This is a genomic window from Sphingomonas radicis, from assembly GCF_051400635.1.
Classification (GTDB): Bacteria; Pseudomonadota; Alphaproteobacteria; order Sphingomonadales; family Sphingomonadaceae; genus Sphingomonas.
The window spans coordinates 832243-847268 of the sequence record NZ_JBLFFG010000002.1; the positions used below are offsets into that span (position 1 = coordinate 832243).

At 66.0% G+C, this 15026-nt stretch carries 16 protein-coding genes; 4 read left to right on the top strand and 12 right to left on the bottom strand.

Going from position 1 to position 15026, the window contains the following annotated elements:
* Positions 1-11: 11 nt before the first annotated feature.
* From ACMGDH_RS10860 to ACMGDH_RS10890, 7 genes are all read right to left on the bottom strand, one after another.
* Entirely contained in the window at positions 12-785 is a 774-nt protein-coding gene (locus ACMGDH_RS10860) for an SDR family oxidoreductase (RefSeq protein ID WP_436827943.1), read from the bottom strand.
* Positions 782-1411: a glutathione binding-like protein gene (locus ACMGDH_RS10865; RefSeq protein ID WP_436827944.1), complete on the bottom strand. Its 630-nt coding sequence runs from the start codon at positions 1409-1411 to the stop codon at positions 782-784. The genes ACMGDH_RS10860 and ACMGDH_RS10865 overlap by 4 nt, the downstream gene beginning before the upstream one ends.
* The gene (locus ACMGDH_RS10870; RefSeq protein ID WP_436827945.1) at positions 1408-2142 is read right to left on the bottom strand and encodes a sensor histidine kinase; all 735 of its coding nucleotides are present in this window, start codon (positions 2140-2142) and stop codon (positions 1408-1410) included. Before ACMGDH_RS10870 ends, ACMGDH_RS10865 begins: the two co-directional genes overlap by 4 nt.
* Positions 2143-2207: 65 nt before the next feature.
* The gene (locus ACMGDH_RS10875) at positions 2208-2672 is read right to left on the bottom strand and encodes a carboxymuconolactone decarboxylase family protein (protein ID WP_436827946.1); all 465 of its coding nucleotides are present in this window, start codon (positions 2670-2672) and stop codon (positions 2208-2210) included.
* Between the two features lie 22 nt (positions 2673-2694).
* Positions 2695-3144 carry a hypothetical protein gene (locus ACMGDH_RS10880; RefSeq protein WP_436827947.1) on the bottom strand — a complete coding sequence of 150 codons (450 nt, stop codon included), beginning with the start codon at positions 3142-3144 and terminating at the stop codon, positions 2695-2697.
* On the bottom strand, positions 3141-3902 hold the full coding sequence (locus ACMGDH_RS10885) for an SDR family oxidoreductase (protein WP_436827948.1): 762 nt from the start codon (positions 3900-3902) through the stop codon (positions 3141-3143). Before ACMGDH_RS10885 ends, ACMGDH_RS10880 begins: the two co-directional genes overlap by 4 nt.
* Before the next feature lie 22 nt (positions 3903-3924).
* Complete coding sequence (locus tag ACMGDH_RS10890) at positions 3925-4677, bottom strand: SDR family oxidoreductase (protein WP_436827949.1); 753 nt, start codon at positions 4675-4677, stop codon at positions 3925-3927.
* Positions 4678-5029: 352 nt separating this feature from the next.
* On the opposite strand from ACMGDH_RS10890, the gene ACMGDH_RS10895 reads away from it, so the two are divergent.
* A complete protein-coding gene (locus tag ACMGDH_RS10895; RefSeq protein WP_436827950.1) occupies positions 5030-5851 on the top strand; it encodes an alpha/beta fold hydrolase in 822 nt (273 codons plus the stop codon).
* Positions 5852-5892: 41 nt separating this feature from the next.
* Here the strand turns inward: ACMGDH_RS10895 and ACMGDH_RS10900 are convergent, their stop codons facing one another.
* The 4 genes from ACMGDH_RS10900 to ACMGDH_RS10915 all read right to left on the bottom strand — a co-directional run bounded on the left by ACMGDH_RS10900 (position 5893) and on the right by ACMGDH_RS10915 (position 9096).
* On the bottom strand, positions 5893-7518 hold the full coding sequence (locus tag ACMGDH_RS10900) for a sensor histidine kinase (protein ID WP_436827951.1): 1626 nt from the start codon (positions 7516-7518) through the stop codon (positions 5893-5895).
* Positions 7512-7877 (bottom strand): response regulator transcription factor, encoded by a 366-nt coding sequence (locus ACMGDH_RS10905; protein WP_436827952.1) that lies wholly within the window; start codon positions 7875-7877, stop codon positions 7512-7514. The genes ACMGDH_RS10900 and ACMGDH_RS10905 overlap by 7 nt, the downstream gene beginning before the upstream one ends.
* 82 nt (positions 7878-7959) lie before the next feature.
* Positions 7960-8622 (bottom strand): response regulator transcription factor, encoded by a 663-nt coding sequence (locus ACMGDH_RS10910; RefSeq protein ID WP_436827953.1) that lies wholly within the window; start codon positions 8620-8622, stop codon positions 7960-7962.
* Between the two features lie 78 nt (positions 8623-8700).
* Positions 8701-9096 carry a hypothetical protein gene (locus tag ACMGDH_RS10915; RefSeq protein WP_436827954.1) on the bottom strand — a complete coding sequence of 132 codons (396 nt, stop codon included), beginning with the start codon at positions 9094-9096 and terminating at the stop codon, positions 8701-8703.
* Positions 9097-9255: 159 nt separating this feature from the next.
* Between ACMGDH_RS10915 and ACMGDH_RS10920 the strand changes: the two genes are divergently transcribed.
* Together ACMGDH_RS10920 and ACMGDH_RS10925 are read left to right on the top strand one after the other, a co-directional pair.
* Positions 9256-12369 carry a sensor histidine kinase gene (locus ACMGDH_RS10920; RefSeq protein WP_436827955.1) on the top strand — a complete coding sequence of 1038 codons (3114 nt, stop codon included), beginning with the start codon at positions 9256-9258 and terminating at the stop codon, positions 12367-12369.
* On the top strand, positions 12359-12997 hold the full coding sequence (locus ACMGDH_RS10925; RefSeq protein ID WP_436827956.1) for a response regulator transcription factor: 639 nt from the start codon (positions 12359-12361) through the stop codon (positions 12995-12997). Before ACMGDH_RS10920 ends, ACMGDH_RS10925 begins: the two co-directional genes overlap by 11 nt.
* On the opposite strand, the gene ACMGDH_RS10930 is transcribed toward ACMGDH_RS10925, so the two are convergent.
* Positions 12994-13743 carry an SDR family NAD(P)-dependent oxidoreductase gene (locus tag ACMGDH_RS10930; protein WP_436827957.1) on the bottom strand — a complete coding sequence of 250 codons (750 nt, stop codon included), beginning with the start codon at positions 13741-13743 and terminating at the stop codon, positions 12994-12996. The two genes, ACMGDH_RS10925 and ACMGDH_RS10930, sit on opposite strands and share 4 nt — an antisense overlap.
* 313 nt (positions 13744-14056) lie before the next feature.
* On the opposite strand from ACMGDH_RS10930, the gene ACMGDH_RS10935 reads away from it, so the two are divergent.
* Positions 14057-15010 (top strand): hypothetical protein, encoded by a 954-nt coding sequence (locus ACMGDH_RS10935; protein WP_436827958.1) that lies wholly within the window; start codon positions 14057-14059, stop codon positions 15008-15010.
* Positions 15011-15026: the final 16 nt, after the last annotated feature.

Sequence of the window (15026 nt, forward strand, 5' to 3'; positions counted from 1 at the left end):
CTTTTAGGGCTTTAGTTGACGGGCATGGAGAGTCGGGGCGGCTGCAGGCTGTCACGCAGCCAGTCGTCGAACCTGAGCGTCGCGATACGCGCCCCGGGACCGGGCAGCAGCGAGCGCTCGCCAAGTGCGGCGCCGAAATAGGGCGCACCAATATCCACTACGATCCGGCGGGTATCCTCGAAGGCGGTGGCGATCTCGGCTGCCACCTGATCGAGCCGTAGCTGCTCCGGCCCGGCGACTTCCACCATGTCATTGAACGGATCGCTTAATGCCGCGTCGGCTAGCATGTCGGCCAAGTCCTCGCCCGCGATCGGCTGGACGAGCGCCGGCGCAATGGAAATGTCGCGGACCGTACCGGCCTGCACCACATCGCGGACGAATTCGAAGAACTGAGTCGATCGCAGGATCGTGAACGGAATGCCCGATCCGGCGGCCATCTCCTCCTGCGCCTTCTTGCCGCGGAAATAGCCACTGGCGAGCAGGCCGTCGGTACCGACGATCGACAGGACGATGTGATGGCGCACTCCGGCGCGGCGTCCCGCCTCGAGCAGGTTTCGGCTGGAGGTCTCGAAGAAGCGCAGCGCCGCATCGCCGTCATCGGGCGAGACGTTGGTGACATCGATCACCACCTCCGCCTCGTCCAGCGCTTCTGCCAGCCCCGTCCCGGTGACGCTGTCGACGCCGGTGCGGCGCGACGCCTCGACGACACGAAGGTCCTCCTGGCGCAGGTTGCGCACCAGCCGCTCGCCGATCCGGCCGCGGCTGCCGATCACCGCAACCTTCATATCAGTGCCTCGATCGAAGACGTGTCGATCGAGGGAAGCGGCACGAACAACCCCTCCTCGAGAAGCGCCTGGCGGACGGTGGGCCGTTCGGCGACGCGCTGGAAATAGCCGAGCATCGACGGCGATATCAGCACGTCGAACGCCTGCGCCCAGCGCAGCATGACGAAGAGATAGGCGTCGGCCACCGTGAAGCGCGGACCGAACAGATAGAGCTCGTTAATATGTTCTTCGATCAGCGCCAGCCGCCGGGCGACAGCTTCGCTGGCCGAGGCGCGTTCTGCCTCATCCTCGGAATGCCAGAGGGGCTTGAACGCCACGTGCAACTCGGTCGAGAGCCACGACAGCATCTCGATTAGCCGGGTGCGACCGAGGGGGCCGCCCGGCGCCAGTCCCGGATCCATGCCGGCGATGAACTCGAGGATCGCAGTGTTCTCGCTCACCGCATTGCCGTCATCGAGCACCAGCAAGGGCACGTAACCCTTGGGGTTGATCGTGACATAGTCATAACCGTGCTCGGTGGTCTTGGTCTTGATGTCGACCCGCTCGAACTCGGCGGCGAGGCCAGCCTCGTGCAGCGAGATCCGGCCCGACAGGCTGCAGGCGCCGGGGGCGTAATAGAGTTTCATGATCTGGTCTCCTGGGGAAGGGTGGGCAAGCGCAGGGTGACAACGGTTCCGACGCCGAGCTCGCTCTCGATCGAGACGCTGCCGCCTGCACCGCGGACAAAGCGTTCGACCATGGGCAAACCGATGCCACCCAGGCCGTCGCGCCTGGTGGTGAAGAATGGATCGAAGGCGCGCGCGAGCACTTCGGGCGGCATACCGGACCCGCGATCACCGACGCGGATGTCGACCGATCCGGCCACGGCGAGGGCGTCGATGCGCACGCTCCCCTGCCCGCCCATCGCATCGCGTGCATTGAGAACCAGGTTGAGCATTGCGCGGCGCAACCCGGTGGAGTCGCAGGCGATATCGGGCAGCCCCGGTTCGATCGCAATGTCGAGGGTCAGTCCCGCATCTTCGCGGGCGACGATCAGCGTTGCGATGTCCGCCAGACAACTGGCGATATCGCAGCGCGGGAGCAGCGCGGCGGTATCGCGGGCACGCACCACGGACTGCCGAACAATCGTGCCAGCGTGGTCGAGCGAGGCCCGAGCGCGATGCAGGATCGGATCACGGCGACTCCCCGGCATTTCCGGCGCGCGGGCGATGATGTTAAGTGCGGAGCTCGCGATCTGGATCAGGTTGCCCAAATCGTGGAGCACTCCTGCGGCAGCGACCGCGAACTCGTTATTGCCCTGCGGCCCTTCGATGGGCGGCAGGATTTCGGCTGCGGGCGGTTCAGGCTGACAGAGCATCGCGTCGTCCTTTTCTAAAAGGGGGGCCGCAGGGCGCAGAGTGGGTGGCCCCGCGGCCCCGCCGATCAGGCAGCGGCCGCCGCCGGCGCCTCGACGGGATGGACGGCGCGCAGGCTGATCTGCACCCGGTTCCACAAGTTAATCGCGCCGATCGACAGCGTCAGCCAAGCGATCTCGGCCTCGTCGAACTGGGCCTGGAGCATGGCGTAGTCGGCATCCGGTGCATGGCTCTTGCCGATGCGGGTGACCACTTCAGTCCAATTGAGCGCGGCGCGCTCGCGATCGGTGAAGGCCGGGGAATCGCGCCAACCGTCGAGCAGGTGGATGCGCTGGTGGCTCTCGCCGTTCTTGATTGCGTCCTTCACGTGCATGTCGATGCAGAAGGCGCAGCCGTTGATCTGCGAGGCGCGGATCTTCACCAGCTCGAGCAGGCTGTGCTCAAGGCCGCTCTTCTCGATCGCCGCTTCGACGCCGATCATCGCCTTGGTTCCTTCGGGCGCGACCTGGAAGATGTTCATACGGGGGGTCATGGATAGTCTCCTTGCTTGGGGGTCAGAGGTTGCGGGCGGCGCGACGGTCGCGCAGCGCGAACAGGGTGAGGCCGGCGCCGATCAGCGCGGGCAGCGAGACGGCAGGGAAATCGCGCAGCAGCACCGAGGGGCCGCAGATTCCCACCGCGACTTCCCAAAGGTGGAAGAGGGCGTGGCAGGCGAGCCAGAGCGTCGCCCCACCCCACAGCACCAGGCGCACCTCGCGCCGGAACGCGCCGATCAGGAACGCCGCGCCGATGAACAGGAAGATGATTCCGATGTCGCGGATGAAGTGCTGGTTGAACGGACCGGTGGTGGTCACGCCGGGCACGGCGAAATACCAGCCGATCGGCGAGACGAGCATGTAGGCGCCATTCGCCAGGCCGCCGACGCCGAGCAGCACGGCGAGGAAGATGCAAAGTTGGCGCAGCACCGGCATGCCCTCGCCCGCGGGGATAGCACGCGCGCTCATTTCGTCACCGGCGCGGGCACATTGGCGAGCCACCAGTCGAAGCCGGTGGTGCCGAGCCGGGCATCGGGCCCGGGCATCAGTGAGGCGTCGTCGATCGTGACACCGAAATAGGGCGCCGCCGGATCGGCGACCACGCGGCGCGGATCCTCGTCGAACGCGAGTACCCGCGCGACGAGTTCGTCGATGCGCCAGGCCTGAGGGCCCGCCACTTCGATCATGCCGTCCACCGGCTCAACGAGCGCAGCCCGGGCCACGGCGGCCGCGACATCCTGCGCCGCCATCGGCTGAAAGCGCGCGGACGGGAGGCGGACCGTGTTGCCCTCGGTCGCCGAATTGGCGATGCCGCGCAGGAACTCAAAGAACTGGGTGGCGTGGATCAGCGTGAACGGGACGCCCGAGGCGGAGATCCCCTTTTCCTGAGCGAGCTTCGCCTGGAAATAGCCACTGGCCTGAAGCCGATCGGTACCGACCACCGAGAGCGCGATGTGGTGACGCACTCCTGCCCGCTTCTCGGCCGCGGCGATATTGCGCCCCGCCTTCTCGAAGAAATCGAGCGCCGCCGGGCCGTCGAGCGTCGGCGAATTGGAAACGTCGATCACCACGTTGGCGCCTTCCAGCGCGCGATCGAGACCCTCGCCGGTCAGCGTGTTCACGCCGGTATTGGGGGCGGCCGCGAACACGTCGTGCCCGTCTTTGGCGAGCAGGGCGACGGTCTTCGAGCCGATCAGGCCGGTACCGCCAATCACTACGATCTTCATGTCTCTTCCTTTCCGTTGGGGATCAGGCCGGCGCGAGAGAGCGCTGGAGCCAATGTTCGAAACCGGTGTCGCCCGAGCGCACCGTCTCGCCCGTGACCAGCGCATCGACTCCCGGCCGCGCGCCGAAGAAGGGTGCGGCGACGTCGACCAGCACGGGGCGGTAATCCTCGGCAGCCGTCAGGATCTGCTGGGCGAGATCGGGCAACGCATAGATGTTCGGGCCCGCGACCTCGACGATTGCGTTAATGGGATCGCGAAGCGCCACCTGCATCAGCACCCGCGCAGCGTCATCCGTGGCGATCGGCTGGACGCTGAGCGGCGGCACGCGGACCGATTCCTCGCTCCGTCCGGCGTCAAGGATGGCGTCGATATATTCGAAGAGCGGGGTCGAGCGGACGATGGTGAAGGGAATGCCGGAAGCCACGACCAACGCCTCCTGCGCGTGCTTGCCGCGGTAATAGCCGCTGCCGATCCGCTCGGCGCCGATCGCTGAGAAAGTGATGTGATGCCCGATGCCCGCCATGTGCTCGGCGGCGAGAAGCGTGGCTCCGGCTGCCTCGAAGAAGCGCAGCATATCCACCGGATCTACATAGCCCGGGTTGGAGGCATCGATGACGATCTCGGCACCCTCGAGTGCCCGATCGAGTCCGGCCCCGGTGACGATGTCGATACCGGTCGAGCGCGCGGCGACCACGACATCATGGCCCGCCGCTTCGAGTTGGCGGACGACCTTGGTTCCGACCAGACCGGTCCCTCCAGCGACGACGATGCGCATGATTGCTCTCCTCCGCCCGGCACCGGCATGGCGCCTCGGCATGGAAGGAAGATCGCGGATCGGCCGTGGCGCCTCCATCGTACGCAAGGATGCGCCAGGCTCGCTTTTGGGCAGGCGACCCTATGCCCAGGTGCAGGTCAGTCCGGCCGGATGTGGGATCGAGCCTGCCCCGACACGCAAATCCGCCGCTATGCCCTGGTCGGCCAAACCATCGGCGAACTCCCCCTCTCCTCGCGTTGGGGCAGATCGCGCCTCCGGTGCGGTCGCCGCGCGAAAGGCCTCCCGCCTAGCTTCCCCTCGCCACCAGGCGGCCCGCAGCGGGCCGCGCGGCGCTTATTCAAGGAGACCTGCGGTGCCGATCTTCACCACCAGCGACGGACACGAGATGTACTACAAGGACTGGGGCAAGGGCCCCGTCGTCACCTTTTCCCACGGCTGGCCGCTCAGTTCGGACGCCTGGAGTATCCAGATGCAATTCCTCGCCGAGCAGGGATATCGCTGCATTGCGCATGATCGCCGCGGTCATGGCAAGTCGGCGCAGACCAGCACCCGCAACGACATGGACGGCTATTCCGACGACCTGGCCGAGCTGTTCGACGCGCTCGACCTGCAGGACATCGTCATGGTCGGCCATTCGACCGGCGGCGGTGAAGTCGCGCGCTATATCGGCCGCCACGGCACGAAGCGCGTCAAGAAGGCGGTGCTGCTCGGCGCGGTGCCGCCGGTGATGGTGCAGAGCGAGGGCAATCCCGAGGGGCTGCCGGTCGCGGTGTTCGACGGCCTGCGTCGCGACATCCTCGCCAACCGCTCGCAATTCTACAAGGACTTTGCGATCCCGTTCTACAGCGCCAATCGCGATGGCGCGAACGTGTCGCAAAGCCTGCTCGACGAGTTCTGGCTGATCAGCATGCAGACCGGCCTGAAGAATGCCCATGACTGCATCAAGGCATTCAGCGAAACCGACTTCACCGACGATCTGAAGAAGTTCGACGTGCCTACGCTGATTGTCCATGGCGAGGACGACCAGATCGTGCCGATCGCTGACTCGGCCTATAAATCGGCCAAGCTGGTGCAGGGTGCGCAGACGATCTTCTATCCGGGCCTTCCCCACGGCCTGACCGCTACGCATGCGGACCGGTTCAACACCGATCTGCTCGCGTTCCTGCGCAGTTGAGGCACGGGGCGTCCGGCGGCGTCCCCAGCGCCGCCGGACGTTCAGGCGGGAATCGCTGGCAACCAGAAATGGAAACAGGCGCCACCCTGTTCATGGTTCGCCACCGCGATCGCTCCGCCATGCGCGGCGATGATCGACTGGCAGACTGCCAGGCCGATACCCATCCCCTCCGCCTTTGTGGTGAAGAAGCCCTCGAACACGCGATCAATATTCTCGGCAGCGATGCCAGGCCCCGTATCGCGAATCGAGAAACGCACACCGCCGGCACCGTCCGGACCGGTGGCAAGCTCGATCCGGCCTTTCTCGATGCCCGCCAGCGCCTGGAGGCTGTTGACCAGAAGGTTGACTACGACCTGCTGGAGTTGGACGCGGTCGCCGAGCACGCGCGGCACGCCTATATCGAGCCGCACCGATAGCAGGATCGCCCGCGCCTCGAGGTCGTGGCAAACGAACATCAGCGCCTCCTCTACCACTGCGTTTAGGTCGAGTGGCGCCAACTCGGACACATGACGCGAGGCCATGCCGCGGATGCGCTTGACGATCTCGCCGGCGTGGCGGGCGCTGTCAGCGATGCGCCGGGTGAGTTGCTCTACCTTGGCGAGATTGGGTTCGTCGCGCGACAGCCAGCGGAGGCTGGTCTCGGCATTCATCGCGATCGCGGCGAGCGGCTGGTTGACCTCGTGCGCAATCGAGCTGGCGAGTTCGCCAAGCGTGGAGATGCGCGCGGCGCGGGCATGCTCCTCCTGGAGCTGGCGGAGCTGCATCTCGGTGCGAAGCTTGTCGGTCACGTCCTCGAGCGTGAGCAAGGTCACATCCAGCCGCTCTGGCGGCATAGGGAAGGTCACAGTCAGCTCGACGTCGAGCAGCCGGCCGTCGAAAGTCTCGAGCTTGATCCGTTCGACATGGCTGCGTCGCCCCTCGAAATGAGCGATGGTGACGTTGCGCGCGGTCTCCGACGCCCGGGCAAAGACGAAAGCGACCGGACCGATCAGATCCGTCACCCCACCCGCTCCCATCAGCCGGGCAGCACCGCCATTCGCGTCAGTCACGCGCACCATCGCGCAGGCCTGCTCGACCAAAGCGGGATGCGCGTCGAGGTGGGCGACGATGTCCGTCACGCCCCCTGCTCGCAGCTGGTAGAAGATGGCATCCATCGGCCGCGCATCGACCTGGAGCAGCGCGCCGGGTAGATGGTGGATCAGCCGGCGATAGCGCTGCTCGCTGGCGCGTACCGCCCAGAAGGAGCGGTCATCCGCAATCTCGCCATCCACCTGCACCCATATCGTGTCGGCCGCACCCGGCGCACCCCACACAGTGAGCGTAGCGTCGCGCAGCATGAAGGAATTGACCGCCTGGGTGCGCGCCGCGTGCATCGGATCGTTGGCGACCGCGACGATCAGCGCGGCGAGGGCATTCCAGCTTTCCTGGGGGCAGAAACTGGCGACCGGCTGTCCAAGAATGATCTCGCGCGCCAAGGGGGCGCCGACGAGCTCGAGACTGCGCGTATTGGCATCGACGATGCGCGCGCCGTGCAGCAGCGCGGCGACCCAATCGACCCATTCGCCCCCGGCGGAGACCGTGTCGATCAGGGCGCGGACGTGCGACAGATCGACTTGCCAGCAGGCGGACTCGGGCGCGTCCTGCACTGCTGCCGAGCCGGTCAGCATCGCGGAAGCAGCGCCCTGAGGGCTCCGAGCAGCGCTTCGTCGTCAACCGGTTTGGTGAACCAACCGGCCGCGCCGCCCTGGAGTGCGCGGGTGCGCAACGCTTCCTCGTCACACGAAGTCACATAGATCACCGGCATCGCCGAACCGCCGGCGCGCAGCCGGCGCTGGAGCTCGATCCCGTCAGTCTCGGGCATGCGGACATCGGTGATCACGCAGTCGAAATCGCCACACGCCTCGAGAAAGGGCGCCGCTCCTTCGAAGGTGCGCGCAGGCAGCCCCTCCACCTGGAGCAGGTCGAACAGCGCGTCGCGCACGGCCTCGTCGTCATCCACGATCGCGATCACCGATGGTCTGGACAAGCGGAGGGTCCCTCTCGACGCGCAAGCCGCGCCCGCCTCCGGATGTCGCTGAATTCACAACGCGTTGGTACCATACCATGGTCTAGGTCCCCTCGTGCCTAAGGGGTTCGGGCAGCAGGTCCCAGGCGCGGATCAGCTCACCGACCGTATTGGCCGCCATCTTGCGCATCACGCTGCTGCGGTGGAGCTTCACCGTGACTTCACTGATGCCGAGGTCGAAGGCGATCTGCTTGTTGAGCCGACCTTGCGCTACCTGGCGAAGCACTTGGCGCTCGCGCGGGGAGAGCGTTCCGTACCGATCGACCTGGAGCTTCGTGACCTGCGCGCCGACGCGTTGCGCAAGGTCGCGCTCGATGCCGAGTGTCACCGCGTCGAGCAGCGACTGATCGCGCACCGGCTTGGTAAGAAAGTCGATGGCGCCGGCCTTCATCGCCTGCACACTCATCGGGATATCTCCATGTCCGGTCAGGAAGATTATCGGCTTGGCATTGCCCGCTGCCGCCAGATGCTGCTGCAGATCGAGCCCGCTTGATCCAGGCATGCGCACGTCGAGCACCATGCAGCCGGGCCGCTCGGGCAACTTCGCCTCGAGCAGCTCGCGCGTCGAGCCGAAGCCTGCCGCATCTATCCCCACCGAGAGCATCAATTCCTCGATCGAAGTGCGAACGGCGGCATCGTCATCGACGATCACCACCAGCGGTCGATCCTGCGCGGCGGGCGGGTTTATCTGCAATCCCTCGTTCATCATGCGACCTCCGGGCTGGTGTGGCTGGAGACAGGCAAATCTCTCATGACGGGCACCCGTGCATAATCCCGAACCCGGTTAAGCCGGACCTCCCCGTTCCGGGGACCGCGGCTCCAGCCGGATCACGCGGCGGCCGTAGAGGTGCGCGTCGATCGACCAGGCGCCAGGGCCGAGCAGCATCAGCGCCACGGCCCCACCCGAGCAGCTGGCCAGGAACCATGCGAGATCTCCTCGCGCACCGCCAACGCCGATCGCCAGCACGGCCGCGAGCAGCAGCGCCGCAGCCCTCGCGCCGAAGCCTGATATAAGCGCCAGCGCGATCGCTGCCGCGCCGAGCCCCATGGGCGCCGTGATCGACGGCGCGGGCCAAAGGCGCGCGAGCGCCGGAAGCGCGATCACGGCATAGCACAGCCGCAGGAGCAATAGCGCGACGCCGAAAAGGCCGTCCGGATAGCGTAGGATCAATTTGGGCACACTCAGGCGATAGCCCTCATGCGCGCCCGGGCCAGCCTTCGCTCCGGGGATTTTCCACTCCCCCATTCGGGGGTAGCATCGCCGGCGCGCCTGACGGCAAAGGCCGGTTGCTTCGGATTAGGCTCAAGCGGGGGATTCCGGGGAGTTGCTAGAACGACGATGCAGCTGATCGGGGCCCTTCTCACCGCGGCGCTGCTGCTACAGCCGGTCGCCATCGCGGCGGCCGGTCTCGATACGGGTTCGCCTCGCCTGATGGCGCATTACACCCACCAGCGCTGGAGCGAGGAAAGCGAGGCTCCGCGACCGGTGTTTGCGCTGGCTCAGGATCAGCGCGGCTATCTGTGGATCGCTGCCGCGGTGGGGCTTTTCCGCTTCGATGGCATCCGCTTCGAGCCGGTGAGCGCCGGCATCGACCTTGTCGCCCAAGGGGCGCCATCGGCGATCCTCGTCCGACGCAACGGCGATGTCTGGACCAATTTCGAGCGTACGGGCCGCTTCGCCGTCTATCGCAACGGTCGGCTGCGCCTGCTCGACGCGCCGCCTTCGCCCGATCGTGTGCTGGCGATGCACGAGACAGTCGATGGCACGATCTGGGTGCTGACCGAGAAGATAGGACTGCCTCTGCTGCGATACCGGGCGAGTCGCTGGGCTTCGTTCGGCACTGAAGCCGGCGCACCGCTCGACAATCCGTTCAGCATGGTGGTCAGCGCGGACGGGACTGCCTGGATCAGTTTCGCGCTGTCCGGCAAGGTGGCGAGGTTGCGTCCCGGCGCCGCCAGGTTCGAATTCATCCGTCACGATCCGGATGCCCAGGGGCGATTATCGTTGGATCCACAGGAGCGCGTCTGGATCAGCGACGTGCACGGCAGCTATCCGCTGACCGGCCCCGGCGCTCGGGGCGCACCGCCGCGGCTGCGCTATCCGTACGCGACCGACGCGGGGGAGATTCGCGGCTGGCCGCGCTTCGATCGCGAAGGGAATCTGTGGATCGCCACCTATTATGGCGGACTGCAACGCGTGACCCGACCAGACCCACGCGGAGCCGCGACCAAGGCCGAGGCCACTGCGCGGGTGGAGCGTTACACGGCGCGCGACGGGTTGTCGTCGAACGCAACGACCCGGGTCTTCCAGGACACGGAAGGCAATGTTTGGACGGGCACCCAAAACGGTCTCGATCGGTTTTGGCCGGCGACCCTGCGCTACGAACCCGGGCTTGCCCAGCCCGCCGCCTACGGCGACCTGTTGCTGCGTGCATCCGACGGCAGTGTCTATATCGGACAAGCAGCGACTATATATCGCGTACGGCCAAACGCGCGTCCCGAGCCGATCTTCCGAAGCCCAGGCAACGAACCCCGTACGCTTTGCGAGGCACCCGACGGCGCGATCTGGATCGGCCTGAACAATGGAAACGCGACCGGTCCAAATCCGGGCAAGCCGATCATGATCTGGCGGAATGGCAGCATTCGTCCTGGGCCGCGCGTCCCGCTCGACTATGTCGTGTACGACTGCGCCTTCGACGGGCGCGGCGATTTCTGGGTAAGCGCCTGGCTGGGCGGGATGGCGCGCTTGCATCAGGGACGCTGGCAGCGGATCACCGGCGCGCCGGGCCAGCCATTTGCGCCGCGTTCGATGATGACCGACGATCGGGGCCGGATCGTCGTTCATTGGAGCGATCACGTGCTGAGCCGGCTCGATGGGCTCGCCCGGCAGTCCTTTCCACTTCCGTTCGGCCGATATGCGCCCGACGACATCTCGCTCAACCGCGATATTTCCGGCGCCCTTCTCGTCGGCGGAGAGTTTGGTCTCTCCCGCTTCGATGGCACGGTGTTTCGCACGGTCACTGCGCCTCGATTGCCGCTGTTCAGCGGGGTCAACGGCGCGGTTCGCACCGCTACCGGCGACACCTGGCTCGCCAGCCCGGCAGGCATTTTGCGTTTGCGTTCGGCCGATCTCGACCGTGCCTTTGTCGAACCCGCCTGGATACCGCCCATGCAGGTGTTCGACGCGGCGGATGGCCTCCGAAGCCGCCCCCATTCGCACAGTCGCAACGCGATCGTGCAGGGTGGCGACGGACGCCTTTGGATCGCTACCCAGACAGGCACGCTATGGCTCGACCCTAAGGACGTGAAGCGCAGCCTGAGTCCACCCAAGGTGGCAGTCGGCGCGCTCGTCGCGGATCGGATCTATCGCGACCCGGTCAACGTGACCCTCCCCGCGGGGCACTCCAATATCGAAATCAACTTCGCGGTGCTGAGCTTCTCCAATCCGCGCGCCGCCCAAGTCCGCTACCGCATCGAGGGACAGGACACCGGTTGGGTGGAAGCCGGCACGCGGCGCCAAGCCTTCTACACCAATCTCGCTCCCGGCATCTATCGCTTCCAGCTGATCGCGGCGAACAACAACGGCGTGTGGAACGAAGCCGGTGCCACGGTCGAATTCGTCATCCCGCCCACCTTCGTCCAGTCGAAGTGGTTTCTCGCTTTGTGCGCGGCGGTCGTGTTGGCGCTGCTTTGGCTCGCTTATCGGCTGCGCATGGCGCACGTCGCCGGCGGGATCCGCGCACGGCTCGAGGAGCGGATGGGCGAGCGCGAGCGGATCGCGCGCGAGTTGCACGACACGTTGCTGCAAAGCGTGCAAGGGCTGGTGCTCCGCTTCCAGTCGGTCGCCAACAAGATGCCGCCGGAGGGGCCGGCACGCAGCCAACTCGAATCGGCGCTCGCGCGCGCAGACGACATCATCGCCGAGGGCCGTAATCGGGTTCAGGATCTGCGCGGCGCCGGCGACAAGGGAGACCTGCCGGAGCTGCTCAAGGAGCGCGCGGTGGCGGCGGGGTTCGATCCGGCGATCGGCGTGCGCATCGTGGTCGAAGGCCGGCAGCGCCCGGTCGAACCCCTCGTCGCGGTCGAGCTCGGGCGGATCGTCGACGAGGCGCTGTTCAACGTCTGCCGGCACGCCAATGCAAGCGCTGTCGAGATCGCCGTCCGCTTCGGCAATCGCCAGCTCGGCGTGGAGATCCGCGACGATGGCGTGGGCATGCCGCCCGAAGTGGTCGCGCAGGGCCACAAGTCCGGCCATTTCGGCTTGGTCGGAATGCGCGAGCGCGCCGGGCGGATCGGGTGCAGCTTCTCGATCGACAGCCGCCCGGGCATGGGATGCGCGATTACCATGACCTTGCCTGCCCGGCTCGCCTTCGCCGATCACGCGCCCGACCGGCGCTCGCGGCTTTTCTCCCGACTTGGTCGCAAAAGGAAAGAACCGAGCCATGCCGCCTGACAAGGGCGCCTCGCCCATCCGCATCCTGATCGTCGACGATCACCCGATCCTGCGCGAAGGCGTCACCTCGATCCTCGAGGGCCGCACCGACATGGTCGTGATCGGCGAGGCGCGTGACGGCGCCGAGGCAGTTGCGCGCTACCGCGAGTTGCGGCCCGATGTGACGCTGATGGACCTGCAGATGCCGGTGATGAACGGCCTCGATGCGATCACTGCGATTCGTACCGATTTCCCCGATGCCCGGATCCTGGTCCTCACCACCTATGCCGGTGATGTACAGGCAGTGCGCGCGCTCAAGGCGGGAGCTACGGGCTATCTGCTCAAGAGCAGCCTGCGGACCGAGATGCTCGATGCGATATACAATGTCCATCGCGGGCGCCGCCACGTGCATGGCGATGTCGCCGCTGAGATCGCCATGCACGTCACCGACGACAACCTGAGCGGGCGTGAAGTCGCAGTGCTGCGCCTCGTCGCCGAAGGCAAGGCGAACAAGGAGATCGGCCATGCCATGTCGCTCTCGGAAGAGACGGTGAAAGCGCATCTCAAGAGCATATTCGCGAAGCTGGACGTTAGCGACCGCACCCACGCGGTGACGGTCGCCGCGCGGCGAGGGATAATCGAACTCTAAAGGAGCGCCATCCCGCCATCGACGCGCAGGTTCACGCCGGTGATGAAGCTGCTCATGTCAGACGCAAGGAACAGCACCGCATTGGCAAGTTCCTCCGGGCGTCCGAGCCGCCCCAGCGGGATCGCCGCCGCCATCTGCGCCTCGAAGGCCGGGCGCTGCTCGGGCGTGACGCCGAGCTTGCCGAGTATCTCGGTATCGGTCGGTCCCGGGCTCAACACATTGACGCGGATCCCGCGGTCCTTGAGCTCTAGCGCCCAACTCCGCGCGAAGGCGCCGATCGCCGCCTTGGAGCCGGCATAGACGGCATGACCGTCAAGCACCTTCTCGCTGGCGAGAGAGCCGGTGATCACGATGGCGGCCTGATCGCGCAGGATCGGCGCGATCTTCTGGACGCCGATGAACACGCCGCGCGTATTGGTCGCAAACTGTGCATCATATTCCGCTTCGGGCACCTCGCCGGAATGGCGGATCGTGTTTATTCCGGCATTGGCGACATAAATGTCGAGCGCGCCGAACCGATCGACGATCTCGTCGGCTGCCCGGGCGTGGAATTCAGGATCAGCGACATCGCCCAGGATGTACGCGGCCCGCGCTCCGATCCGCCGTGTCGCTTCTTTCGCCGCATCTTCGCGGCGCCCGGAGACGATCACCTGCGCGCCCTCCGCCGCGAACAGCGTTGCGATAGCGAGGCCGATGCCACTGGTGCCGCCCGTGATCATCGCGGTCTTGCCTGTGAGCAATGCCATGTGTTCCTCCTGAAAAATACGTTCACCGGAGATGGGCTCGAGGGCCCATGAGCGTCACCTGTCCCTTGGTTCAGCCCCGCACCTTCCAAGGTCTTGGCTGCTCCCTTCCCCTGGCCAGATGCGGCCGCCGCGCAAATCCATCACAAGACGGCCGAGGCTCCGGTCGAAGCATTGGAGCAGCTTGGGGAGCCGTGTTAATCGGACGTGACAGGGATGATGAACGCAGGGGTTTTTCCGATTTCACCCTGCGGCCAACGAAATGGCAGTCGAGCGTCCCACCTGTCCGGCTCTTCCAGCATTCAGGGAGGTAGCAATGGCGTCGCCGATCCGTATCCTGCTCCAGACGACGATTCCGGGGATCGAGGACGACTGGAATATCGGCCGCTTCTCTATGCTGCGCGACTATCTTGCCGGGCTAACCGACGAGGACGGAGCGCCATTGTGCGAGGTGACGGCCCGGGATCGCACCGCGCCAGGCAGCCCGGATCCGATACTCTCGACGATCGACCGATCCGATTATGACGAACTCTGGTTGTTTGCAGTCGATACCGGCGATGGCCTCGATCCGGAGGATTGCGCGGCGATCAGCCGGTTTCGGAAGAACGGCGCGGGCCTGCTGGTGACGCGCGACCATATGGACCTGGGCTGTTCGGTCTGCACCCTGGGCGGCGTGGGCGAAGCGCATTTTTTCCACAGCAAGAATTCGGAACCGGACGAGGCGCGTCGGATCATCGATGATCGCGAGACCAATTATATCCTCTGGCCGAACTATCATTCCGGCGCGAACGGCGATTTCCAGGAGATCGACATCGTCGGCGAGCCGCATCCTGTACTGCGCGATCCCGAAGCGCCCGGCGGGCTGATCCGCTACTTGCCTTCGCATCCACACGAAGGGGCAGTCGATGTGCCAGCGGGCGATCCGAACGCGCGCGTGATCGCCACAGGGGTGAGCAAGGTGAGCGGCAGACGGTTCAATCTCGCGGTGGCCTTTGAGCCGTCGTCAGGCGACGGGCCCGCAATCGCTGAGTCCACCTTCCACCATTTTGCCGACTATAATTGGGACCCGACCAGGGGTTGCCCCAGCTTCGTTAGCGAACTGCCCGGCGACGGGCTCGCCCATTCGCCGGAAGCGCAAACCGCGATCCGAACCTATGTGCGCAACCTGGCGCTCTGGCTCGCCGGGCGGCTTTCTGACGCGCGCGAGGCGGAACTGGAGGAGGCCCTGGACGAAAGCTTCCCCGCGAGCGACTCGGCCGCCTTCCATTGAGTTCGGAGCGCACGGC